Source organism: Pseudoclavibacter sp. Marseille-Q434 (assembly GCF_050315415.1).
In the GTDB taxonomy this organism is placed as follows: domain Bacteria; phylum Actinomycetota; class Actinomycetes; order Actinomycetales; family Microbacteriaceae; genus Pseudoclavibacter.
In genome coordinates, this window is the sequence record NZ_JBNPQH010000002.1 from 728,889 (window position 1) to 753,884 (window position 24,996).

The following is a 24,996-nucleotide window of genomic DNA, read 5'->3' on the forward strand; positions in this document are numbered from 1 at the left end:
CGCACCGGCCGTGTGGCACTGGTGCGCAAGTCATTGTGATCTACCCGGCGAGATATCCACAACTTCTGTGGACAAACAGGCGGGAGCCTGTGCATAACTCGCGGAGGTAGGGGGCCAGCCTACGCTGGATCGCCACGCGCGCCAATCGCTTTGCGAGGATTCGGCATGTCGCGCACTTGCCGGGCACCGGTGTGAGCATAATGCTGGCCCTCTGGCGTCAGTTGACTGCCGGGCGCGGGTCACGTAGGTTAAGGCAGTTGTGCCCTTCGGTAGGGCACTTGTGAAAAATCCGTACGGCGTCCGCCGATCGGGTCGTATCTTCCGGAGTTCTCATGTCGAAGCGTACTTTCCAGCCAAACAACCGCCGTCGCGCGAAGACCCACGGCTTCCGCCTGCGTATGCGCACCCGTGCGGGTCGCGCCATCCTCTCGGCTCGTCGCCGCAAGGGTCGCACCGAGCTTTCCGCGTAGCTTCTTGCTTCCCTACGCGAACCGCGTCACGAAGGGCGATGACTATCAAGCCATCGTTCGACGCGGCGTTCGCGTGGGTGCTCGAGGAATCACGGTCAGCGTGCGCGAGCGCGAACACGATGACACACCTACCCGCTTCGGCTTCATTGTCTCGAAGCGGGTAGGTGTGGCTGTCGTGCGCAATCGCATTCGTCGGCGCCTCAAGGCGGTCTCCAGAGAGCTGCTCCCTGAGGTCGGTTCTGGCTTCGACATCGTGTATCGGGTTCATCCGGAAGCGGCCGAACTCGGGTTCGATGATCTGCGCGAGCGCGCGAGATTCGGGTCGTTGCGAGGCGTGCGTCGTATCGCTGCACCCAGCGACGCGGATGCTCGTGCGTCCAAGTCCGGGAGGTGACCGTGCGCGCCCTTCGACGAGCCGCGCTCGTTCCCAGGAACGTGGTCATCGCACTGTTGAACGCGTACCGCTTGGTGATCTCACCGCTCTACGGTGACGTCTGCCGGTATCACCCCAGCTGCTCCGCGTACTCTTTAAGGGCTGTGCAGGTTCATGGCGTCCTCCGGGGCGGCTTCCTCACCGGGCGACGACTCGTTCGCTGCCACCCCTGGGCTGCTGGAGGCATTGACGACGTGCCCGAGCCAGAACACCGAACCACCACCACTACTGCTCGCGGATTTGTCGTCCAGGGCACTAGCGGGACTTAAGAGAAAGACGTCACCGCACTCATGGATATCCTCGGAACCATCTTGTGGCCGATCAAATGGGTCATCGAGCTCATCTTGGTCGGTTTCCACACGCTGTGGACGACGCTCGGTCTCAACGGCACTGATGGTTGGACGTGGATCCTCGCCATCCTCGGCCTGGTGCTCGTCGTCCGCTCCGCCATGATCCCGCTCATGGTGAAGCAGGTGAAGTCCCAGCGCGCGATGATGGATGTCGCTCCTGAGATCAAGAAGATCCAGGACAAGTACAAGGGCAAGCGTGACCAGTTCTCCATGGAGGCCATGCGTCGCGAGACCATGGCTGTCTACCAGCGAACCGGCTCGAACCCGATGGCGGGATGCTGGCCACTGCTCGTGCAGATGCCGATCTTCTTCGGTCTCTTCTCGGTGCTCAACGGCGCGCAGCACAACACGGTGGGTGTCGGTGCGCTGAACCAGGAGCTCGCGACGTCCTTCTCGCAGGCGGACATCTGGGGCGCTCCACTGAGCGCGACGTTCCTCAACAACGACGGCAACGTCGGCGTCCAGATCCTCGCCGGTGTCATGGTCGTCGTCATGACGGTCTCGCAGTTCATCACGCAGAAGCAGATCACTTCGAAGAACGTGTCGCAGGCGACCAAGGAGTCGCCGATGTACCGCCAGCAGCAGATGCTGCTCTACATCCTGCCCCTCACGTTCCTCGTGTCCGGAGTCATGTTCCCGCTGGGTGTCATGACCTACTGGCTCATCTCGAACTTCTGGACCATGGGCCAGCAGTACATCATCATCCGCAACATGCCTACTCCCGGATCCGAGGCAGCGAAGGCTCGTGAGGAGCGCCTGAAGGCTCGCGGCAAGTGGGTTGAGCCCGAGCGCAAGGACTCCAAGGGCAACGTCATCGTGGAAGCCCCCGTGCAGCAGCCGGCACAGCGCGCTCAGCCCGTGTCAAAGAACCGTGCCAAGAAGAAAGCAACGGGCGGGAAGCCCGGCGCAGGTGGAGCCTCTGGCAAGAGCAGCCCACCCGCGAAGAAGTAGCTTCCCCTCCCCTCGCCTCGCCTCGTCCCCTCTGTGTTAAGGAACCCGAATGACTGAAGCAACCTCCGAGGCCATCCCCGCTGACGCAGAGACGTCGGATGCCCGTGACGACGGTGACATCGCCGCCGACTACCTCGAAGAGCTGCTCGACATCAGTGATGTAGATGGTGACCTCGACATCGAGGTTCGTGAGTCGCGCACCTACATCTCGGTGAACTCCGACGGGGAGTCGAACCTGTCGAAGCTGGCTGATGGGGAGACGGTGGATGCGCTGCAGCACCTGACTCGCCTCGCCGTGCAGGCGGAGACGGGTGAATTCTCGAGACTCATCCTCGACATCGGCGGTTCCCGCGATGCGCGACGGGGCGAGCTGGCCGGGCTCGTCGACCGCGCGATCACCCGCATCGAGGAGGGCGCCTCGTCCGCGGCCCTGCCCCCGATGTCCTCGTACGAACGAAAGATCGTTCACGACATCGTCTCCGAGCGCGGCTATGTGTCTGAGTCTGAAGGCGAAGCGCGCGAGCGTCACACGGTCATCCGCCCGGCACCTTCGGTCTGACGCGCGGAGTTATCCACAGTAGTTTCCACAGGCCATTGTCTGGGGAATTGGACTGGAATTGCCTCTCGGGGTAAAAGGCCAGGTCAGCTACTCTTTCCTACGGATTTTCGGTTCGAGCGCTGTGGATGCGATGTTATGCACAGAGTTATCCACAGGCAAGCCGCGGGTTGCGTTTCGGTTGGTCTGTGAAGAATCGGATCGTGTCAAACTGGCACGAGCTGAGCGCGCCGCGATCTACGGTGCTTTGAGACATCCACGTTGCGAGAGGGGCACGCGCCATGACTGACCACCCGAATGAACTCGAGGTCGAGCCGGCTATCGCGAAGGTGCTGTTTGAGGACCGGATCGAACTCGCTCGCGCGTTCACGTCTGACCTCGCGAAATACGGGGAGCAGCTCGGCCTCGTCGGTCCGCTCGAGTACCCCCGCCTCTGGACTCGGCACATCATCAATTCGGTTCTCATGGCTCCCTTGCTGCGTCCCGGGCTCGTCGGCGACATCGGTTCAGGTGCCGGCCTCCCTGGTCTCGTGCTGGCCATCGCGCGTCCTGACGTCAATTTCGTGTTGATCGAACCCATGGAGCGGCGCACGGAGTGGTTGCAGCGTGAGGTGGATGCCCTCACTCTCACGAACGTCCAGGTGCGTCGAGCGCGAGCTGAGGAAGTGCACGATGAGTTCACCTTCGATCAGCTGACCGCGCGGGCCGTATCTGCGCTGAGCAAACTCATCCCGATCACGGTGCCTCTTGTTCGCTCCGGCGGGGAGCTCGTGTTCCTCAAGGGGCGATCGGCTGAAGCTGAGATCGAGAAGGCCAGCAAGGCCATCCGAAAGTTCGGTCTGACAGATGTTCGCGTTGAAGAGCTCGGCGAGAACCTCGACACTGAGGCCACACGGGTCATCCGCGCAACGGTCGACTAGGACTATCGCTTCGCGTTTGTCTGAAATCGGGACCTGTATCGATCATTCTCGATTCAAGGTGCTGCCTCGCTGGATCGCACCATTCCTTCGATGCAGCTCAGAAGTTTGAATGCACCCAGATCGACTGATATTTGGATGATCGGCGGCGTTCTGAAGAGTGTCGTGCTCGAACGCAGACTACGACCGCGGTTTCGGCAGCAAGACATGCTTTCCTGTGTCCTGACGCCGGTTTGGGACGAGCTCGGTGGCTTCTGCACTCGTTTCACGTGAAACAGGCTGGTTAGGTTCGTTTCCTGAAGTGCGTATCGCCAGACTGGGCCTTGCGCCTGGACTTCTCGGCACCTTGCCTCAGGAAAGGAGCAGATGAGAACTCCGGGGCCGGTAACGATCAATGGTCTCGACGTTTCGATCCAGAAAACCCGAGGTCGGGTGGAGAACGCAAGTGGCGGGGCTTGCCGATACTCGCACTAGGTTCTCGCTGCGCAACAGCGTCGGACTCTGAGCGTTGCCCTGTCGCGCAGAGGGAGGGTCCATCTCCTCTCCAAACTCACAAGGCGTGACTTCAGTAGGGATCTGAAGCCGGCCGCTCTTGATTTTGACTCCGCCAGTCTCTCGTGGGCCTGGACGTGAACGTCCGTCTGCCCAGGTGCAAGGATGGCCGCCTGCACGCGACTTCGGGAGGTATGAACCTTCGAGAGGTACTAATCCACGACGCTTCTCGTGAGGGTCAGGGACGTGCTCGTTCGCGGCGGGATGGATGGATGGCCGACAGAGGCGGCACGTGGTGCATATGCAGACACCCTAGCGAGCCGGCGGCTCGGGACATCATGAGCGCGGGTGTCAAGCTGCGCGCGAAGGCCCGAGGCCCGAGGGTCTCTTGGCCGTCGCGTTCGCGCTAGGCTCGGTTCTCCGCACGAGGTTGTTTCACGTGGAACCGTGTGCCTATTGGCCGCACGGTCGTGTAGCTAACAAGGCCCGGTCATGGTCGAGCCGGGTCCTGCACGAGCCCTGTAGGAAATGGCCTATGCAAGCCTCTTGTCGTGCCCGGGATATGCAACAGCTCGCGCATGTATGAGTCGACCGTGTCGAAGACTGGCTGGACTCGAAGGGTTTCACGTGGAACGAGGCATGAACAGGCAATCCCGGCGACTAGCGGAGTACTGGGCTGAATCTCGTACGTGAGCTGTGCCACGTGAGTTGTTCCACGTGAAACATGCTCCCTTGGGCAGTGTTCGCACTCAGAATAGAGAGAGTGGATTGGGCGCACCCCACCAGGGTCTACTCTCCCGTGCGAAGTGCGAGATCGACCGTACGGATCGGTCGTGGATGAGGCCAGCCGCACTCGTCCCACCGATGGTCCGGCGGCTTGGTCGTTGCTAGCTTCCCGCCCCGCACTACAGGCTCTCCAGGGGTTGATCGGACGGACTCCCGCGCGGCGCATCTGGGCCGCTGTGCAATTTACAACGCAAACCACCAACGGCGTGCGCTGCCGAGCCAAACTGTTTCACGTGAAACGAGGTGCCCACCTCTGGATCTCGCAACGGGCTCCCAGGCCGATCCAGTTCAGTGACCTGGTTCACATTGGGAAACCTGTCTGGTCCCGGAAGACAACACCGTCGTTAGGGGCTAGTGCTCGTGCAGCCCGCCCGTCCGACTACTCAGTTCAAGCGGTGAGACCGTTTACAGGGATGTCGAAACCGTCTCTACCGGTTGAATCCCGCCGTCGATGTAGTCCGCTGACGAAACGGAGCCCGCGAGTGGGGACTCAAATTGCGCGAGCTGTTCGTGGATTCCCGAACTGACCTAACGGCCGGAGGATGGGAACGGAGTACGGAGTCGACGAACATTCGATCGAGGGGGCAGTGACGGGGTGAGTGCAACTCTCGCCTGGAACCTACAGGTCATCGAGCGCTTGGGGTTAGGTCTCATCCCAGCGGCTCCCCTTAGGTCTCAAAGGCTAGACGGATCTGGCGCTGGGCCTGCCCTGGCCAGGGCTGGACTACGCACCGGCCGGGTTAGACAGATCGAGACACGGCATGACTACGAAGGCATGGTCGCCTTATGAGGCTACTGAATCTCGGTCTGGCCTGCTTCCTGTGTTGGAGTGGTGGAACCACGTGAGCCTCGGTGCTCGGTGCCGCTGGGATGAGCGCCGGCGTCCGTCCTTGGTGCTGGCCAGGCAGTGGATTGTCAAATCGCGTGTCTCGAGCAGAGTGATCTGGGCGATCTGCAATGTTGCGACGGCTTGACGGAAGGCACAACGTGCAGTCCCAGGGTCAAACAACGGACAGAGCGCTGCAAGATCCTCCAGGCGCCCACTCCGGCTCCCTCCGTGTTCTAACCGTCCTGGCCGGCGTAGTGTGTGCGGCGAGCAACACTGCGGTCACTGCCCCACCGCCATCCCTGACCTCATCTCCACAGCCCGTGCCCGTGCCCCTATGCCAGTATCTCGAGGCGCCAGGCCGAGAGCTGCGAGACGTAACTGGTCGCCGGTGAGCGGCAAGACTGTGGCGTTGTAGCGCTGCTGTGCGCTGTGAGGCATTTGGTGCGAGCTGCGCGCCGTGCGGTCCGAATTGTGTGGCGTTGGGCCCGAGCCGACTGCTCGTTGGACGGGTCTCCATCACCACCCCATTCCCAGGGGAGCGATCTCCACGGGCGATATACGTCCTGCGCGTCGCGGCCCGTAAACAGATGAGCACGGTGCCCTCAACCAACCGAATCTGCTCGCGAAGGCTCGTGAGCGATGACGAGGATCTCATCTACGGCGCTGTAGCGCGGCGCAGTCGGGCTGATCGAAGACAGACACCGAGCCAGTCTCCGCGGCCCAATTCCTCGCCAGCCAGCAACTTTCGTTTCACGTGGAACGACTCGCTTCGTGCGGGATGACGAGGTCAACGCCGAGGATCGCTTCAGTTCTGTTCACGCGGAACGACCAGCTCGAGTGAATACCGAGAGAACGGGCATGCCTAACTTCACGTGGAACGACTCGCTTCGCGCGAAAGGCTGTCACGTCGGAGGCCTGTGCCGCGCTTCCGTTTCAGGTAGGGCGACTAGCTCCGGCCCCTGCCAATCAGTAGGCCAGTTCCGGTTTCACGTGGAACGACGAGCTCCTACACTCACTACAGAGACAATGCATGGTTCCGTTTCACGTGGAACGACTAGCTTGGGAACCTGCCAAATGGTAAAGCACTGTTCGTTTCACGTGGAACGACGAGGTTGGGTGCGGAGGAGATGAGGTGGTCTCGCCTCTCTAGGAGCAAAGATCTCGCACGCTCATCGCGGAAACGATGTGCGATTCTGTTTCACGTGGAACGACCAGTTACAGCACGGCGAGGATGGACATTCTGGTCGCGTTTAGTCTGAAGCAGCGAGGCCCACACGCATGGCCATGTCCGGGGCCCGCGTCCCATGTGCTCGTTTCACGTGAAACGGCAGCCCAGACCAGCCTCGTGTCGGTCGGTCGGATCACGTATTGCGTAGAACAAGACTCGGGTTCAGCATGCTGCACCCGAGGCTCTACTTATGAACGGGGCACTGCCTTGGCGTTTAGTCCCGACGTGTGAGAGCAAGCACCGGGTTCCACGTGAAACAGATCCAGAATCCACGCGGGCCAAGATCGAACACCGACAGGCCTGTCGGTGTCTAGCCACCTTGTCGGGCCTCCTGTGCTTGGTCTGCTTACCCTGCTGGCCTGCGGGGCCTGCATATCCCGGGACACTGGTGACAGTGGCGAGATGGGTGATTGGTACGGGACTTCCTCCCGAACCGAGGCAGCGCAGCGGTGGGTAGTTCGTGGGAAGAGGGCTCACCCCTCACCCTGTGGCTCTGAAAGGCCGGTCCGCCCCCACATCGCCTCATTCTTCCTGCCTCACGGCACCCTCCACTCGCCGCGACGCCTCAACCGTCAGGTATCACGTAGCAACAGACAGGTATCACGCAGCAACAGACAGGCAGCCCCCACGTGGCTCCCTGTGGCGACCTTGGCGCGCCAGGAGACTGGCGTCGTGCGCCGCTCCCGGCCGCGGCGCTTGGTTCAGGCCTCGGAACTGGCGGCATGGCTCGGCACAAGGCAGGGCAGCCCGGCTAGCTCGCGCTGTGTTTCCCGCTTCCGGCTCCGTCAAGTGCCCGACGAGGCCGAGGTCGTGCGTACGGGCCTGCCTCTAGGAGGGGATGGGAAGGGAGAAATGCCGAGTTGATCGACTGTTGCACTCGACGCGGCAATCGCCGAATGACCACACCCGCCGCCGGTGAGATCTCGCGGATGGATATTGTGCGAATGCGGCTCGCTCAGTGAGAAGACGACAACGTTACGTATGCGTCAGTGAGAGAGTGAAACTGGAACACGAAAGGGACCCGCAAAAGCACCGGAGTCCTATGAGAGCACTGATGGGGTGAGCCCGGAAGGCTGCGCGTGATTGCGGTCGACACCTTTGTTCGTGCCACAGCGCGGAGGTTCGGCTTTGCGGTACGCAGATACGGGAGCTAGCGGCCGGGCACGCGAAATATCTGCGCGCGCTATTCGGAGACATGGACCGGGCCTCGTCGGCGACTGACCACGAGCATCACCTAACGCAGGACTCCATAGGGGGAAGCTCGACATGTTTCACGTGGAACTGAGTCGCGCTGGTCCGTTTGTTGGCGAAGCGAGACAGGGCTCTTTGAGTAGTCCACTCACACCTAGGCTTCGTCGTTCTCATCTGGGTACGAGGTTGGTGCCGGGCCAGCTTAGAACCTGCGACCCATTCCACCCCAGTCCTGAATGAGCTCTAGGTGGCTCACCAGGTGGCTCACGCCAACGTCCGGCAGCGGAACAGCAGAGAGACCCGGGACGTATTCTGTGCTCAGAGTGCTGCGGCCAGTAGGGTCGTCGATTCTCCTCAACAAGCACAGAGGGCTTGAGTTGGCGCGGCCGTGGTGCAACAACCGGCCGCACGACTCGGCGTCTGACGGTCGCCACATGTGAGAGGAGCAAACGTGAATCTAGCTCAGGAAGCGTTTGGTTGATCAGGGCATGCCCTGTGTCGGGCAGGCCGGGGCCCGGGGCCTCGGTCAGCTCACCGGGTCCGTCAAGGTGCCGGGGCACAGTCACAGCCTGTCGTCGGGTCGGCTGTGGCGTCTCTCGCCGTGTCATCGATTTGGTCGGGATCATGTTTGAGCCGGCCTGTATTGCACGTGTGGCCAATGGTAGAGAGTCGGCGAACCGCGAACCGCGGGGACCTATAACCAGAGGTTTCACGTGGAACGCTGGACTGTACGGATCGTTCAGCACAGGCGGGACAACGGTGGAGCCGTGGCGTACCGAAGTTTCTGCCTCCGACTTGAATAGACGCGAAGCGCGGATAGGGCAGAGGGTTTGCGTATGGAGAGCGCAGGGCTCTGCCCCCGATCACGCAACCCCGGCGGATTGAGTCGTAGGGATTAGACCCCCTCAGTCAGCACGCAGTCGCACGCGTGTTTCACGTGAAACTCCGGAGCGTGCGCCAGGGTGCCGAGGTACACCGTGATCCGAGGCGCCCCACCTGCCCAGGCTGGGGATGGCGGTCCGGAGAGCCGCAACCCCGCCCCGGCTCCACAGTCCGAGTCCTCATTGGCCTGCGTCGAGTGAGGCGTCCCTCTCGCGGAAAGAGAGAGTACCCGACCTGTTCAGTTCAGCTCGGAGGTTGTCTTTCGTGACAGTCGTGAGACCTCGTTGGATCGATCAATTGGTGCAGACGCACTCGTACCCGCAAAACAATCTCCCCATAGGACTTCGCGTCGCTACAAGCGGAGAAGTGTGCTTCAGCCACTCGCACGGGATACCTCACGTTTCACGTGAAACGAGCATGAGAACACGGGACCAGCGCTTCAATTCTTGCTGCCGTCGGTTGCAGTCCTTGGTCCAATGAGAGCCGTGCGCCTTGCGTTGAATCCTGAAAGACCGGCGATGCATGTGCACGCGGCAGGGATTAAGTGCATCGAAGGCCCACGGGAAAGACTGTCCCTGCAGATCAACGACCTCCAGTGAGTAGTCAGCTCGGTTCGGCGGGTCCGGCCCCAATCTCCATGTCTCTGCGCGGGAACGCCACCCTGCTGCCCAGGACGGACAGCCCAACAAGTCAACCCTGTGGCTGAAGTTGAAGTATGGGCCGTGTTTCACGTGAAACTTGCGCCGCGCCACCAGCCTCGACGATTCCACAACTCTGAGCGTCGCCGCGTTTCCATTGCGGATGTGAGGCACAATTGAGACGTCTACTTGAGGGAGAGCATTCTTGAAAGCTTCATCTGCCGGCGACGCTGTGACGCCATCAGCGTCGGGGCTCGACGATTCGCCGCTCGCGACAGCATTGTCTGAGCTGAACCAGCGGAGGAAAAGCCTGGTCAAGAAGGAAGTTCCCCTCCCCAACCACACGCGGATCTTCACGATCTCCAACCAGAAAGGCGGCGTGGGCAAGACGACGACCGCCGTCAATCTGGCCGCAGCTCTCGCTACCCTCGGTGCCCGGGTCTTGGTGATCGACCTGGACCCCCAGGGCAACGCTTCCACCGCCCTTGGCATCGAACATCGTGGAGAGACCGCCGGCACGTACGAAGCGCTCCTCGACGGTGAGCCACTGCGTGAGCTGATGCAGCAGTGCCCTGACATCGACACGCTGTGGTGCGTCCCGGCCACACTCGATCTCGCGGGCGCAGAGATCGAGCTCGTCAACCTCGACAAGCGCGACTACCGCCTGCGACAGGCCATCGCGGCGCTCCTCGACGAGACCACCGGTACCGAGGAAGAGTTCCACTACATCTTCATCGACTGCCCTCCCTCCCTCGGGTTGCTGACGATCAACGCATTCGTCGCCGCTCGGGAGGTACTCATCCCCATCCAGTGCGAGTACTACGCCCTCGAGGGGCTCGGGCAGCTGATCTCGAACCTCAACCTCCTCTCGCAGGACCTCAACCCGCAGCTGCGGCTCACGACGATCCTGCTGACGATGTACGACGGGCGAACCAACCTCTCCCAGGAGGTCGCCGCCGACGTTCGCGAGCACTTCCCACAAGAAACGCTCAAGGTCGCGATCCCGCGCACTGTGCGAATCTCCGAGGCCCCGAGCTTCGGCAAGACCATCATTTCCCACGAACCAACCTCGACCGGCGCGATCGCGTATCTCGAAGCGGCCGTCGAAATCGCCCAGCGAGGAGCATAACCACCATGGCAACCAAGAAACGCACCGGACTGGGACGAGGCATCGGCGCTCTCATCCCGACCTCCGATAGAGGCGCCTCGCGCCCTTCAGACGTGTTCTTCGACAGCGAGACACCGGCGTACCCGACGACTGCATCGTCACGCACCAATCCAGCAGAGTCTTCACCGAAGGCAGACGGAGCCTCGGAAGACACCTCGAAGGCGGCCCCCGCGTCGGAGAAGTCCACGGCCAACGCACCCAAGCGGGCGGCACCTGCACGCGCGAGCCGAGCAAAGGTGCCCGCAGTGGACGCCGCAACGGCGAAGAGCGGTGCCGCGAAGAAGGCAACGGCAGAGAAGGCATCGGCAGATAAGGCGCCGGCAAGAAGGACGACAGCAGCATCGTCGAAAGCACGCACCACCGCGAAGCCAGATGCCAACGAGGCGGCCGTAGCTGCAGAAACGAACGAGACAACCACACGAGCGGAGACCACTGAATCGACGAACAACGATTCAGCCGGGCTTGAGGCCGGAACAACCGAAACCGCCGCTACAGCGGCGACAGCTGCGACAGCTGCGAGTGGCGAGAGCCAGGGCTCGGAAGACTCAACCGGAGACGAGGACTCCGACGGTCTGGTTGAGATCCCGGGCGCCACCCTGCGCGCTCTGGATCCGAACCGCATCGTTCCGAACGCGCACCAGCCCCGCACGGAGTTCGACGAAGATGCTCTCCAGGAGCTCATCACGTCGGTTCGGGAGTTCGGTGTGCTCCAGCCGATCGTCGTGCGTCCCATCCCTGCCGACCATCCACTGCGCGATGAGGCCGACTACGAGCTCATCATGGGCGAGCGTCGCCTGCGCGCGACGAAGGCGGCAGGCCTGGAGAGCATCCCCGCCGTCATCCGGAACACGGAAGACGACGTCATGCTGCGTGACGCGCTTCTCGAGAACCTGCACCGCAGTCAGCTCAACCCGCTCGAAGAAGCATCCGCGTACCAGCAGCTCCTCAACGACTTCGGGATCACCCAAGAGGTGCTCGCCGAACGCATCGGCCGTTCGCGTCCACAGATCAGCAACACGCTGCGCCTCCTGCGCCTCCCGCTGGAAGTGCAGCGTCGTGTCGCGGCCGGAGTCCTCTCCGCCGGTCACGCACGCGCGATCCTCAGCGCCGGGGAACCCGCGGCGATGCAGCAGCTCGCCGACAAGATCGTCAACGAAGACCTCAGCGTTCGATCCGCCGAGGCAGCCGCAGCGAAGTCCAGCAGCGCCAAGGCCGACACGCAGGCACCCATCCACAAGGAGCCACGCAGCGGTCTCACCGGGTACCTCGACGAGATCGGCGAGCAGCTCGGCGACCGGCTCAACACCCGCGTCAAGGTCACGCTCCGCCGCACCAAGGGTCAGATCGTCGTCGACTTCGCCTCGATCGCCGATCTCAACCGCATCCTCGAAGAACTCGGCGAATCGGCACCCGGAAAGTAGCCGAGCCGCATGAAGCGCTGAGAACTCCGCGCGACGAAGCGGGTGGATGGGCCGGAAGGCGCATCCACCCGCTTCGTCATTCGAGGCTTGGTGTGGAGCTACTCGAGCGGCCCGCGCCCGGCAGCTGCGGCAGCCAGCTGGGCGTAGATGGCGCTCAACTCCGAGTCGTCCGCTTCGATGCCGAGCGGCACGATCGAGGTCTCAGTGAGGCCAGGAATGGGGTCGGCCTCGAGGAACCACACAACACCGGCTTCGTCGACGATGAAGTCTGCACGGGCGATGTCCGACAGCCCGATGCTCGCGATCGCGAGGAGCGCGGCGTCACTGACGCGCGCGGCCTCGTCGTCGGAGAGCCTGGCCGGCGCGTAGTAGGTCGTCTCGCCGGCGTTGTAGCGCGCCTCGTAGTCGTACACGCCGTTGTTGGCGACGACCTCGACCGCGGGGAGTGCGAGCGGCTCGCCATCCAGGTCGAGCACGCCGACCATCACCTCACGGCCCTCGATGCGCTTCTCGATGATGACGGTGTCGTCGTAGGTGAACGCGGTGACGAGCGCCTGCGGGAGCTCCTCGAACGAGGCCACCGAGGTGACCCCCTGTGCGGAGCCGCCCTCGACGGGCTTCACGACGGCCGGCAGCTCGATACCGCGGGCGATGAGGCGCATCACGGCCTCGGCACCGAGTTCCCGGAACGTGCTGTTCTCGAGCACGATCGAAGGCGGCGTGGCCAGGCCAGCGCGCTTCGCGATCGCCTTGGCTGTCGCCTTGTTCCAGGCGAGACGCGCGGACGTCGGACGCGACCCGACGTACGGGAAGCGGCCCGCGCGGAGCAGGGAGTAGAGCGCGCCGTTCTCACCGCTGGAGCCGTGCAGCAGCGGCCACACGACATCAGGCTTCGTCTCCTCGAGAAAACCCAGCAGCGACGCGTCGGGCTCGCGGATGGTGACGTCCGCACCCGCTCGACTGAGCGCATCCGCGACTCGCCTGCCGGAGCGCAGCGACACGTCTCGCTCGTGCGAGATGCCGCCGGAGAGGATGACGACGTGCAGGCCCTCGATGCTCAATGGGGTTCCCTTCGTAGGAGAGTCAGATGCCGCGGTCAGGAGATGTTCGGCGGGGGCATGTTGACGCGGTCCTCGTCCGGCCCGCGTCGCGCCGACGTGCCGAACGTCTCGACGAGGTCGAGCTCGCCGTTGATCACGTTGGCGAGACGTCGCACGCCTACCTTGATGCGTTCGGGCGTGGGGTAGCAGAACGAGAGGCGCATCTCGTGGCGGCCGCGGCCGTCGGCGTAGAACGCGGTTCCGGGCGTGTAGGCGACGAGCTCTTTGACGGCGCGGGGCAGCATCTGCTTCGAGTCGAGCTGCTCGGGAAGGCGCACCCACACGAAGAAGCCACCGTCCGGCTTCGTCCAGCTGAGCTGGGGCAGGTGCTCGTGCAGAGCCCGGTCCATCACATCGCGGCGTTCGCGGTAGACAGCGCGGTAGCCCTCGATCTGCTGTTGCCAGTCGCTCTGCCGCAGGTACTCCGTGACGACCCACTGGTTGAAGGTCGACGGGGAGAGGATCGAAGCCTCGACCGCCAGGATCAGCTTCTCGCGGATGGCGTGTGGCGCGAGGGCCCAGCCGACGCGCAGGCCGGGCGAGAGGATCTTCGAGAATGAGCCGAGGTAGATGACGTTCTCGGCGTCCATCGAGCGCAGCGCGGGAAGGCCCGGCTTGTCGAAGTACAAGAGCCCGTACGGGTTGTCCTCGAGGATCAGGATGTGCTCGCGCTTGCAGATCTCGAGCACGCGGATGCGGCGCTCGAGGCTCATGGTCACGCCGGCCGGGTTGTTGTAGTTCGCGACGGTGTAGAGGAACTTGATGGTTCTGCCGTCGGCTCGAAGACGCGCGATGTTCTCCTCGAGGGCCTCGGGGATGAGCCCGTCTTCGTCGATCGTGACCTGCGCCACGTCTGCCTGATACGACTTGAACGTTCCGAGCGCGCCGACGTAGCTGGGCGCCTCCGTGAGGACGACGTCGCCCGGGTTGAGGAAGAGCTTCGACACGAGGTCGAGTGCGTGCTGCGAGCCGGTCGTCGTGACGACGTCATCCGCGGAGGCGTCGTTGATGCCCTCGAGGCTCATGACCTGCAGGATCTGCTCTCGCACCTCGGGGATGCCCTGTCCGCCGCCGTACTGCAGCGCCTCGGAGCCGTGCTCCCGCATCATCGTGGTGAAGGCGGAGTGGATGAGCTCCTCGGGGAGCGCCTGCACGAACGGCATGCCGCCTGCGAGGGAGACGACCTCGGGGCGGGAGGCGACGGCGAAGAGGGCTCGGACCTCGCTGGCGGCCAGACCGGCGGTGCGGTCGGCGTAGCTGGTGTACCACGGGTCAAGGTTGCGGCCTGTCTGCGGGCCGACGTCTCCTGGATGCGTCACGGGGTTCCTTCGCGAGAGTCGAAATCCCAGGATACGCCCGAGTGGAGAGTTCCTTCGCGAACCGCATGCAGGAAGTGGACTGCACGGCCCTCCCGTGTCCGGGGTCAGTCGCGAGCGATCGGCGCGCGCTGCCCGTCCAACACGTGCAGGAGGGCGCTGGGGGCGACCTCGATGTCGAGGCCGCGTCGACCGCCGGACACGAAGATCGTCGGGTACGCGAAGGCGGAGTCGTCGAGGTAGGTGGCCAGGCGCATCCGTTGCCCGAACGGGCTGATACCGCCCCGCACGTACCCGGTGCGCTTCTCGGCGAGCGCCGTGTCCGCGAGGGCCGCGCGCTTGCATCCGGCCGCCTGGGCCAGAGCGCGCACGTCGAGGGAGCCGCTGACGGGGACGACGGCAACCGCGAGCTGCTTGTCATCCAGCTGCACGACGAGTGTCTTGAAGACGCGTGACTCGTCGACGCCGAGCTTCTCGGCGGCCTCCGCCCCGAACGCAGATACGCCGGGGTCGTGCACGTAGCTGTGGACCACGTGCTCGACCCCGGCTGCGTCGAGCGCCTTCGTCGCGGGGGTGATGGGCGCTCGCGCCATGTCTGCGTGACCTAGCTCTGAGGCTTAGCCCAGGTAGTCGGCGAACTGCTTCTCGAGGGCCGCGCGCGGGTACGCGCCGACGACCTCCTTGACGACCTCGCCGTTCGAGAACAGCTTGAGGGCGGGGATGCTCGTGATGCGGAACTTCATGGCCAGGTCGGGCTCGTCATCGACGTTCACCTTGACGATGGAGAGGTTCTCGTGGGCTTCGCTCATCTGGTCGAGCACCGGCGCGACCTGACGGCACGGGCCGCACCAGGGCGCCCAGAAGTCGACGATGACGGGACCTGGGGCGTCTGCCACGATCTGGTCGAAGTTCGCCGTGGTGGCGACGATCGGTTCTGACATTGGTACCTCCGTGGGAGTTGTCGTGCTTCGTGGTGGATGGTGTTCGGCGCGGAGTGCCTGCTCGGATTGAGCGGATGCGGCACCAGGCGGGTCAGACGATGACGGTCTCGTTCTCGGTGACCGCTGCTGCAGCCTGCTCCTCGGATTCTTCCGCGAAGGGCTCGGGCTGCGCCGCGAGGTATGCCTCGGCGTCCAACGCTGCGACCGTGCCGGACCCCGCGGCAGTGATGGCCTGGCGGTAGTGCGGGTCGATGACGTCGCCGGCCGCGAAGACGCCGGGGATGCTGGTGCGCGAGGAGCGGCCGTCGACCCAGATGGTGCCCTCGTCGGTGATGTCGAGGATGTTCCTGAACAGGTCGATGCGCGGGTCGTTGCCGATGGCGACGAACACGCCGGTCACCGGCAGCTCGGTGCGTTCGTTGGTCGCGGTGTTGAGCACGCTCGCACCCTCGACGCTGGTCTCGCCGGCGATGTCTTCGATGCGGGAGTTGAGCATCCAGTCGATCTTCGGGTTGTGCTCCGCGCGCTCGCGCATGATGACCGACGCGCGCAGGTTCTCGGAGCGGTGGATGATCGTGACCTTGCTCGCGAAGCGCGTCAGGAACGTCGCCTCCTCCATGGCCGAGTCGCCGCCGCCGACGACGGCGATGTGCTGGTCCTTGAAGAACGCGCCATCGCAGGTCGCGCACCAGGAGACGCCGCGGCCGGAGAGGCGAGCTTCGGCATCGAGGCCGAGCTTCCGGTACGCGGATCCGGTGGAGATGATGATGGTGCGGGCTTCGAAGTCCCCGCTGTACGACGTGGAGACACGCTTGACGTCGCCGTCGAGCTCGACGGACGTGACGTCGTCGTAGACGAGCTCGGCGCCGAAGCGCTCGGCCTGCGCCTGCATGCGCTCCATGAGCTCGGGCCCCATGATGCCCTCGGGGAAGCCGGGGAAGTTCTCGACGTCGGTCGTGTTCATGAGCTCGCCGCCGACCTCGACGCTCGAGGTGATGACAACCGGCTTCAGGCCTGCGCGCGCCGCGTAGATGGCGGCGGTGTAGCCCGCGGGGCCGGAGCCGATGATGATGACGTTCCGCATGAGTCCTCCACGCTTCTTCGAACCGCGGGAATCGCGGCTCGACATACAGGCAAACGCGTTGAGACTAGCGACTATTCCTTCGGACGAGGTGGTGAACCGCGCCCATCGTCGTCATCGGCGCTGTTCCGCGCTTCGCGGGCGAGCCGGGCTTCCTCTTCACGGCGGGCTGCCAGCTCGATCACCGCGCGGCGCTCCTCCTCACGGCGTTCGCGACGCGTGCGCGGCGGCTCCATGCGACCGACCTTCGGGATCTCGGTCGTGCGCGAGTGCATGGGCAGGATGATGCCCGCGGTCGAGAGGTCCTCGGTCGCGCCGCCGAACGCCCACGAGGCGGCGTTGACGCGCTCTTCGCGCTCTTCCTGCTCCTCGGCCTGACGGCGCTCCTCGGCGATGTCCGGTTCCACGTCTTCAGACGCGAGGTTCCACGGCGTCGGTGCAGCGTCGTTGCCTGAGACGGCCACCGTGTCGGGGAACGTTGCGAGGATGTCCGCGTCGAGCTCGCCGTCCTCGTCGTCGCGGCGTGCGGCACTCGAGGGGCCACCGGTCTTGACGCCGAAGCGGGCCAGCAGTGGTCCGGCGAAGCCGCGGAACTCCGGCGACTTGAGGACCCAGAGCAGCGGGAAGTAGAAGAGGGCCATGGTGCCGGCGCCGATGGCGCAGGAGATCAGGGCCTGGAAGATTCCGGAGCGAGGGAAGCCGTCCTCCTGGAACGTGCCGAGCAGGACCATGACGATCAGCGCCGGGATGGAGGCGGCGATGGCCGCGACCGTGAAGCGCACGTAGGAGCGGGTGATGTTCGCGAAGTCGAGCTGCCCCATCCGCTTCCTGAGGATGACGAGGAGGATCGCGAGTCGCAGCGTCGACATGATCGACTGCATGAGGGCGAGCCCGACGACGATGAACTCGACAGGGCCGATGGCGGCGAGCGCCATGCCGAAGATGTGCAGCGGAACCGTGAACAGGAACACGAAGAACACCGTCTTGGTGTCCTCGAGCGCGTAGAACGCACGCTGCACGATGAACAGCCCGCTGAACGGGATGAGGCCGACCAGGAAGGCGATGAGGATCGCCGCGATCGAGTTGATGCCGGCATCCGTCGTCGCGAAGATCCGCGCGAAGGGCACGGCGACGAGGGCGAGGCCGAACCCGGAGAACAGCAGGAACATGCCGATGAGGCGCGAACCTTCAGAGAGGTCGCGGATGAAGTCCTTCGGCCGTCCGTCGCTGATCGCAGCGCTCATGCGGGTGAAGAAGGCCGTGGCGATCGAGACGGCGACGACGGCGTGCGGGAGCGCGAAGATGAGGAACGCGTTCTGCATGGCTGCGATCGACGCGTTCTCACCGGATGCGAGGTACGCGACGATCGTCTCGACGAGCCCCGCGAGCTGCATGACCAGCAGCATCCCGAGGGTCCACCCGGCGAGCTTGCCGACCTGGCCGAGCCCCGTGCCGCGGAACTGGAAGTCGAGGCCGAAGCGGAGCCCTGCGCGACGCCAGAAGAACAGCAGCACGATGGTCTGCATGGCGACGCCGAGCGTCGCGGTGCCGCCGAGCATGGCGATCATCGTCGGATCCCACGAGTCGATGTTGCGCCCGGTACCCGTCGGGTCGGCGCCGAAGACGGAGCTGAAGAGCAGCAGTCCCGCGATGCCGACGACGTTGTTGATGACGGGTGCCCACGCGAACGGTCCGAAGAGGCCGCGGGCGTTGAGGATCTCGCCGAGCACCGCGTACATGCCGTAGAAGAAGATCTGCGGCATGCACCAGTAGGCGAAGGCCACGAGGAGGCCGAGCTGCTCCGAGCTGAGGCTCGCGCCGTAGAGCGCGCCGATGATGGGGGCGCCCACGGTCGCGAGGATGGTCAGCCCGCCGAGCAGCACCATGGCCAGCGTGACGAGTCGATTGACGTACAGCTGGCCGCCATCCTCGTGCCTGGCCGCCTTCACGACCTGCGGCACGATGACGGCGTTGAGGAGGCCGACCGAGATGATCGAGTAGATGTTGCTCGGCAGCTGGTTCGCGCCGGCGAACGCGTCGGCGGAGACGCCGATGACGCCGATGGTCTGCGCGATGACGATGGCCTTCACGAAGCCCAGCACGCGCGACACCATGGTGCCGGATGCCAGGAGCGCGCTCGCCCGAGCGATGCCCTGAGCCATGCTTACTCCTTGGTGCTCTCGGTCGCGTCGACGGTATCCGTTTCGACGCCAGCGTCCGGTCCTGCCCCGGTGTCGTCGTCCGAGGAATCCCCGGCCACCGCCGCGCGCCGCCGTCGGATGGTGCGCACGAGGCCGGCGATGAAGAGGACGGCGAGGCCGATGCTCGCGATGAGGATGGCGATGCTCTCCCACTCGGCGCGCACATCCAGTCGGATCTGCTTCGTCGAGGCGAGTGGCTCGCCCTCGGGCGTCATGACGTTGACGGTGACGTAGGTGGTGCCGTTGGCGATGGCTGTGATCGGGATGCCGACGCGGGACATGGAGTTCGGCTCGATCGACAGGGCCACGGCGTCACCGGTCTCGACCGCGCCTGTGGTTGGCCTGAGTTCGACGAGCACGGTCACCTTGCGGTTCGGGACCGCGTTCGACACGAAGAGCGGCAGCTCGGTGTCACGGCCGACGATGAGCGCCTCGCTCGTGTCGCCGAGTTGCACCGAGGACTCGGTGACCGTCACGTAGTCGCGAAGACTGCTCACCACCGTCTGGGCCCCTGCCGGGTCATTCGCCCACCCGGTGGACAGGGCCCCGACGCCTGCCGTGCGGACCGGGTCGCTGTAGTCGAGCGGGTCGTCGAAGATCGTCGAGATGACCTGGGCGCGCTCGATGGTCTGCATGACCCCGGTCATCCGGTTGAACGCGGTCTCGCCCACGCTTCCGTCGATGAGCGAGGCCTCGCGGCGATCGGTGTCGTCGTCTCCGGGGAACGTCAGGGGTGTCGTGGCGGCCCAGCTGAGTCCATCCACGAACTGCAGCGTCTGCGCGAGGCGCTCGCCGTCGAACTCGTCGCGTGTGACGGTGCCGACCAGCGTTCGCGGCTCGTAGGGGAGCTCGCGCGTGACGACGGCGAGCAGCGTCGCGATGCGGGTCGCCGCCTCGTTCCACTCCTCGTCGGTCGTCGCGTGCACTGCGTCGTCGAACGCGTCGTCGAGGATCTTCTCGGCGACGACCGCGTTCCACCCCGCGACGGTGGCCTGGGCGCTCTCCGTGAAGTCCGCGTCGGCGCTCATCCCCGCGTTGGTGTCGTCCAGGATGATCGACTCGCCACCCCAGCCGCGGAACTTGTCGAGGTCGGTCGACTGGACCGTGCCCGCCTGCGGCCAGACGACTCCGCTCATGGAGTAGGGGAAGCTCACGAGGCTCTCGGCGGTGGGGAGCGGAGGCGCGAGGGGCTCGGGTTCCTCAGTGGGGGATGCGGTGGGCGATTCCGCGTCCGTGGCCTCCGGGGTGGCGGATGCATCGACGCCGTTCGACGTGTCGGCGTCGCCGTCCTCCGAGGGGGTGGTGGTGCCCGTGTCGGTCGTCTCCGTCGCCGTGGGGGTCGGCGTCGGCGTCGCGGTGTCTGCCGGGTCGGCGAAGTTCGCGGGGTCGATGGCGAAGTCGAAGTTCGTGACCTCGAGCGGCTGCTGTGCACCCCACTGCGACTGGAGCGTGAGGCTCGCGTCAGCGAACGGCAGCTCGAACGTCTGATTCTTCAGCGCGGTCAGGCGGTCCAGCCAGCTGATCGCCGACTCTGGCGCGGCCGAGCCGAGGACGCGGATGGATGCGAGGAGACGCGGATCGATGGCAACGGTCGCGTTCGGGCTGGCCTCGACGGCGCTCAGGATCTCGTCGAGGCGCCCCCCTGGCGCCGTCTGCTCGAGGAGGGTGTCGACGCCGAGCAGCGGTTCGTCGGCGTCGGCGAGCAGCCCGGAGGTGATGGGGACAACGGTTGAGACGAGGGTCGGTTCCACGGCCGCAGTCCCGTTGAGCACGATCGTCGAACGAGCCTGCGCGAGCTTCGAGTCGCCGCTCACGAGCGTCGCCGCCATGGGTCGCGGACCGAAGTCGTCAGCTGCCTCGAAGGGGAGGCCATCAGCGGGAACCGAGACGCTCACGGTGGTGGTCTCACCTGCGGCGATCGGACCGGAGCCGAGGCTTGCGACGAGGGCAAGACGGTCGAGCTCAGCCTCACTGCTCGACTCGCTCCACGCATCCAGGGCGAACCTCGTGTCGATCGTGGAGGAGCCGACGGACAGCTCGAGCTGGGCCGGTGCGAGCTCCGCGTCGGTCTTGTTGACGACGACCAGCTCGACGACCAGCGGTCCGCCCGGCTGCACGAGCCCGCCGTCAGCGGGCGCGGCATAGATCGATACCTGGTCGTCCGGGGCATCGGCGATCGCCCGCGGCTCGACCGCGGCCGTCCCGACCACCGCATTCCCGACGGTGGCGACGCTCGTCGTGGCCGCTGCGGGCTGGCTCGTGGGTGCTGCTGACGCGCCCCCGGCGACCCCGAGCGCCAGCAGCGACGCCAGGAGCGTCGCAGGGACAACCCGGCGTGCACAGGCACGCAGGAACCGTGGCACAGCTGCGCGCGGTGCGTGGTCCATGACCTCCATAGTAAGGACGGACGGGGAAGTGGCGAGCTGAACGCGCCCTCAAGCGCACGGCGAGCATCCGCCTCGGCTCGTAGAATGAGCGGATGCAAAACGTGCAGTCCGCCATGGAACGCCTTCGCGGACTCGCGACCGCGTCGCCCGTCGCCGAGCTCGCCGCCGCCTTCGAGGCGGCCGGATTCGAGCTGGCCCTCGTGGGTGGGCCAGTCCGCGACGCCTTCCTCGGGAGGGAGGTCACCGACCTCGACTTCACGACCGACGCGCGCCCCGACGACATCCTGCGCATTGTCGCGCCCATCGCGGATGCGCACTGGGACATCGGCCGCGAGTTCGGCACGATCGGCGCCCGGTTCTCGGGCGAGACGGTCGAGATCACGACCTACCGGGCCGACAGCTACGACGGCACGTCCCGCAAGCCGGTGGTCGCGTTCGGGGACACGATCGAGGGTGACCTGCACCGCCGCGACTTCACTGTCAACGCGCTCGCGCTGCAGCTGCCCGCCCTCACGCTCGTGGACCCCTCCGACGGCACGAAGGACCTCATGGAGGCGACGCTGCGCACGCCCATCGAGGCAGCAGTCTCCTTCGGCGACGATCCGCTGCGCATGCTCAGAGCCGTGCGGTTCACCTCGCAGCTGGGCTTCCAGCTCGACATCGCCTCCTTCGACGCGATCGTCGAACTGCGGCGACGCATCCTCGACATCTCCGCCGAGCGGGTCAGAGACGAACTCGTGAAGCTGCTCAAGACCGACACGCCTCGCGCGGGTCTCGAGCTTTTCGTCGAGACGGGACTTGCCGAACTCGTGCTGCCAGAGCTCCCCGCCCTGCAGCTCGAGCGCGACGACGCGCACCGCCACAAGGATGTCTACGAGCACTCGATCACGGTGCTCGAGCAGGCCATCGCACTCGAGCGCGAGCGCAATCCCGGTGCCGACGCCGACATCGTCCTCCGCCTCGCGGCACTGCTGCACGACATCGGGAAGCCCAAGACGCGCCGCTTCGGGGAGAACCGCAAGGTCACCTTCTACAACCACGACGTCGTCGGAGCGAAGCTCGCGCGCAAGCGCCTCACCTCGCTGCGCTTCGACAACGACACGATGAAGTCGGTCTCGCGCCTCGTGGAACTCCACATGCGGGTCTTCAACTACGAGGGCGCCGGATGGACGGACTCGGCCGTGCGTCGCTTCGCACGGGATGCCGGCCCGGAGCTGCAGCGTCTCCTCATCCTCATCCGCGCCGACATCACGACTCGCAACCAGCGGAAGTCAGACCGCCTGCTCTTCGCGATCGACGACCTCGAGCGGCGCATCCTGGAGCTGCAGGAGAAGGAAGAGCTCGACTCGGTGCGGCCCAGCCTGGATGGCGAGCAGATCATGGCGATCCTCGAGATCGCGCCCGGCCCGGTCGTGGGGAAGGCCTACAAGCACATGCTCGAGGTTCGACTCGATGAGGGCCCGCTCGAGCACGACGATGCGAAGCAGCGCCTCCTCGACTGGTGGGAAGCGAACCGCCCGTAGGTGCATCCCGGCCGCTGGGGAAGACGGCGCGTCCGGTCAGCCGAGTGAACGCAGAACGGCCCCCTCCGAAGAGGGGGCCGTTCGCGTGCGGGTGACCGGAACCTACTCGGCGGTCAGGTACTCCGCGAGGCTGTACCCGGAGCAGGAGACGTAGCTTGAGCTCGTCGCCTCCTGGACCACGTTGCCGTTGACCGTGATCGTGCAGGTCAGCTGGTCGTCGGTGTAGTCGACGGTCGACGCCGAAAGGTAGGCGGACGAGCTGTCGTACCCGTAGTCGGCCTTGTACTTCATGGTGACGGTCTCAGACCACGGCACCGCGGTGGCGAGCGCCTCGGTGTCGACCTGGACTCGGTCGGCGCCCGACAGATCGTTGTCGTAGCTGTAGCTGACATCGATGGGGGAGGTCGACGTGCTCGTCACCGTCATCTCCACGGTGATCTCGCCCTCAGAAGGAACGCCGTTCTCGAGGGTCGAGTACTCGTCGTCCATGAGCGTCTCGTAGTCGTCCACGCTGTCGCCGACCGTGTTCGTGACAGTTGCCACGCTCGTCCAGGTCGTGATGATCGGGCCGACGATGAGGCCGAGCCCACCGAGCACGAGACCGATGATCGCGAGCAGCTTCTTCGCGTTGAAGCGCTTGACGACCAGCCCCGCGATGCCCAGGCCGATGGCCGCGAGGGCCAGCGCGATCCCGAAGTATCCGAAGAACGGGATGAACGCGATCGCGATGCTGAGGACACCCGCGATGAGCGCGATCAGGCCGAGGGTGTTCATGCCGCCGCCCTGACCCTGCGGGGCGTAGTTGCCGTACTGCTGCTGTCCGCCACCAGCGCCGCCGGCCGCACCGTACGCGGGAGCGGCACCGTAGGCGCCCGCTGCGTTCTGGTCCTGGGGAGTGGACCCGTACGCGTTCGGTGCGGATGCGCCGTAGGCGTTCTGGTCCTGGGGTGCCGAGCCGTACGCGTTCTGCGCGGGGGCGCCATACGCGTCAGGTGCCGGAGCGGATCCGTAGGAGCTCGGCTCGTTGCCGTAGCTGTTGCCGGAGGTGTAGTCGGGGGTGCTGCCGTACCCGGGAGCCGAGTAGTCGCTGCCAGAAGCGGATGGCGCCGTGTACGAGGTGTCGCCCGTGTACGAGCCTGCGCTCGGCGACGAGTACGAGGAGTCACCCGACGATCCGTAGCTCGGGGTCGAGTAGCCGGCGTTCGACGAGGCGCTCGGCACACTCGATCCGGTGGAGCCCGAGTACGAGGACTGCCCGCCCTGGTAGTCGGAGGCCGAACCGGGGGCCTCATACGAACCACCAGGAGCTGAGTAGTTGCTCGGGGCCTGGTAGTTGTCGCCGCTGGAGCCGTAGCTGCTGCCGACGCCGTAGCCGCCCTGCTCGCCGTTGGCGGGCTGGTCGCCGAAGGACGCCTGCGGCGCCTGCGGTGCGGCCGAGTCGCCGTTCTGCGGCGCTGGGTTCTGTGGCACTGGGGCGTTCGGGTCGCGTTCGCCCGCGCCGCCTGTTGGATCGCTCATGATTCCCCTAGGTAGTGGTGCGTTTCAGCGGACCACGGGGGCCGCCGGTTGTGCTGGAACGAGCATATTCGTTCGCGAGAAGGGGAGTTCTTCCAATTGGCTGGCATTTAGGAGGAAGAAACGACTATGCTGGCGAGGTTGTCTGTGCGATCAACTGCCCAGACACGCGCAATAACCCTCCTGCTGCAGATCGTCTGCAGCCGTTCTAGACCGAAGGAGGTGGGTTTATCGTGCATCAGTATGAGTTGATGGTGATCCTCGATCCAGAGATCGACGAGCGCACCGTAGCTCCGAGCCTCGATAAGTTCCTCAACGTCATTCGCAACGACGGTGGAACCATCGAGAAGACCGACATCTGGGGCCGTCGTCGCCTCGCCTACGAGATCAACAAGAAGAGCGAAGGCATCTACGCCGTCGTTGACTTCACGTCGACCTCGGCAACGGCGAACGAGCTCGACCGCCAGCTGAACCTGTCCGAAGCTGTCATGCGCACCAAGGTGCTCCGCGCAGAAGAGGCCATCGCACGCGTCGCCTCCGAGGCGAAGCGCGACGAGGCTCGCAAGGCTGCCAAGGCCGCTGCTATCGCAGCGAAGCCCGCGGCGACCACCGAGGCGTAG

Annotated in this window: 18 protein-coding genes; 10 read left to right on the forward strand and 8 right to left on the reverse strand. The window is 65.0% G+C overall.

The window, feature by feature from the left end; genetic code table 11:
* The first annotated feature begins 332 nt into the window (after positions 1 to 332).
* The 8 genes from rpmH to ACQFZP_RS10400 all read left to right on the forward strand — a co-directional run bounded on the left by rpmH (position 333) and on the right by ACQFZP_RS10400 (position 12,312).
* A complete protein-coding gene (rpmH, locus tag ACQFZP_RS10365) occupies positions 333 to 470 on the forward strand; it encodes a 50S ribosomal protein L34 (RefSeq protein ID WP_068484134.1) in 138 nt (45 codons plus the stop codon).
* The gene (gene rnpA / locus ACQFZP_RS10370; protein WP_258067908.1) at positions 409 to 864 is read left to right on the forward strand and encodes a ribonuclease P protein component; all 456 of its coding nucleotides are present in this window, start codon (positions 409 to 411) and stop codon (positions 862 to 864) included. The genes rpmH and rnpA overlap by 62 nt, the downstream gene beginning before the upstream one ends.
* A 41-nt stretch (positions 865 to 905) precedes the next feature.
* Positions 906 to 1,172, forward strand: a complete 267-nt coding sequence (gene yidD / locus ACQFZP_RS10375) for a membrane protein insertion efficiency factor YidD (RefSeq protein WP_374100766.1) — start codon at positions 906 to 908, stop codon at positions 1,170 to 1,172.
* 21 nt (positions 1,173 to 1,193) lie between these two features.
* On the forward strand, positions 1,194 to 2,204 hold the full coding sequence (gene yidC / locus ACQFZP_RS10380; RefSeq protein WP_104310786.1) for a membrane protein insertase YidC: 1,011 nt from the start codon (positions 1,194 to 1,196) through the stop codon (positions 2,202 to 2,204).
* Positions 2,205 to 2,253: 49 nt separating this feature from the next.
* The gene (locus ACQFZP_RS10385) at positions 2,254 to 2,763 is read left to right on the forward strand and encodes a protein jag (RefSeq protein ID WP_104310785.1); all 510 of its coding nucleotides are present in this window, start codon (positions 2,254 to 2,256) and stop codon (positions 2,761 to 2,763) included.
* A gap of 278 nt (positions 2,764 to 3,041) precedes the next feature.
* Positions 3,042 to 3,680: a 16S rRNA (guanine(527)-N(7))-methyltransferase RsmG gene (rsmG, locus tag ACQFZP_RS10390; RefSeq protein ID WP_104310784.1), complete on the forward strand. Its 639-nt coding sequence runs from the start codon at positions 3,042 to 3,044 to the stop codon at positions 3,678 to 3,680.
* Between the two features lie 6,248 nt (positions 3,681 to 9,928).
* Positions 9,929 to 10,852 (forward strand): ParA family protein, encoded by a 924-nt coding sequence (locus ACQFZP_RS10395; protein ID WP_179555487.1) that lies wholly within the window; start codon positions 9,929 to 9,931, stop codon positions 10,850 to 10,852.
* Positions 10,853 to 11,136: 284 nt separating this feature from the next.
* Positions 11,137 to 12,312: a ParB/RepB/Spo0J family partition protein gene (locus tag ACQFZP_RS10400; protein WP_307852830.1), complete on the forward strand. Its 1,176-nt coding sequence runs from the start codon at positions 11,137 to 11,139 to the stop codon at positions 12,310 to 12,312.
* A gap of 98 nt (positions 12,313 to 12,410) precedes the next feature.
* On the opposite strand, the gene ACQFZP_RS10405 is transcribed toward ACQFZP_RS10400, so the two are convergent.
* From ACQFZP_RS10405 to ACQFZP_RS10435, 7 genes are all read right to left on the reverse strand, one after another.
* Positions 12,411 to 13,373 carry a D-alanine--D-alanine ligase family protein gene (locus ACQFZP_RS10405; protein ID WP_104310782.1) on the reverse strand — a complete coding sequence of 321 codons (963 nt, stop codon included), beginning with the start codon at positions 13,371 to 13,373 and terminating at the stop codon, positions 12,411 to 12,413.
* Between the two features lie 35 nt (positions 13,374 to 13,408).
* Positions 13,409 to 14,731 (reverse strand): PLP-dependent aminotransferase family protein, encoded by a 1,323-nt coding sequence (locus ACQFZP_RS10410; protein WP_179555489.1) that lies wholly within the window; start codon positions 14,729 to 14,731, stop codon positions 13,409 to 13,411.
* A gap of 104 nt (positions 14,732 to 14,835) precedes the next feature.
* Complete coding sequence (ybaK, locus tag ACQFZP_RS10415) at positions 14,836 to 15,321, reverse strand: Cys-tRNA(Pro) deacylase (protein ID WP_211891241.1); 486 nt, start codon at positions 15,319 to 15,321, stop codon at positions 14,836 to 14,838.
* Between the two features lie 24 nt (positions 15,322 to 15,345).
* On the reverse strand, positions 15,346 to 15,669 hold the full coding sequence (gene trxA, locus ACQFZP_RS10420; RefSeq protein ID WP_104244011.1) for a thioredoxin: 324 nt from the start codon (positions 15,667 to 15,669) through the stop codon (positions 15,346 to 15,348).
* A gap of 91 nt (positions 15,670 to 15,760) precedes the next feature.
* Complete coding sequence (trxB, locus tag ACQFZP_RS10425) at positions 15,761 to 16,753, reverse strand: thioredoxin-disulfide reductase (RefSeq protein WP_211891242.1); 993 nt, start codon at positions 16,751 to 16,753, stop codon at positions 15,761 to 15,763.
* A gap of 71 nt (positions 16,754 to 16,824) precedes the next feature.
* Positions 16,825 to 18,912 (reverse strand): murein biosynthesis integral membrane protein MurJ, encoded by a 2,088-nt coding sequence (gene murJ / locus ACQFZP_RS10430; protein WP_211891243.1) that lies wholly within the window; start codon positions 18,910 to 18,912, stop codon positions 16,825 to 16,827.
* A 2-nt stretch (positions 18,913 to 18,914) separates the two neighbouring features.
* Complete coding sequence (locus ACQFZP_RS10435; RefSeq protein WP_211891244.1) at positions 18,915 to 21,338, reverse strand: DUF6049 family protein; 2,424 nt, start codon at positions 21,336 to 21,338, stop codon at positions 18,915 to 18,917.
* Positions 21,339 to 21,430: 92 nt separating this feature from the next.
* Between ACQFZP_RS10435 and ACQFZP_RS10440 the strand changes: the two genes are divergently transcribed.
* Positions 21,431 to 22,861 carry a CCA tRNA nucleotidyltransferase gene (locus ACQFZP_RS10440; RefSeq protein ID WP_211891245.1) on the forward strand — a complete coding sequence of 477 codons (1,431 nt, stop codon included), beginning with the start codon at positions 21,431 to 21,433 and terminating at the stop codon, positions 22,859 to 22,861.
* Between the two features lie 102 nt (positions 22,862 to 22,963).
* Here ACQFZP_RS10440 and ACQFZP_RS10445 read toward each other — a convergent pair whose 3' ends face one another.
* The gene (locus ACQFZP_RS10445; RefSeq protein WP_211891246.1) at positions 22,964 to 24,379 is read right to left on the reverse strand and encodes a hypothetical protein; all 1,416 of its coding nucleotides are present in this window, start codon (positions 24,377 to 24,379) and stop codon (positions 22,964 to 22,966) included.
* A gap of 227 nt (positions 24,380 to 24,606) precedes the next feature.
* Between ACQFZP_RS10445 and rpsF the strand changes: the two genes are divergently transcribed.
* Positions 24,607 to 24,996, forward strand: a complete 390-nt coding sequence (rpsF, locus tag ACQFZP_RS10450) for a 30S ribosomal protein S6 (protein WP_104244003.1) — start codon at positions 24,607 to 24,609, stop codon at positions 24,994 to 24,996.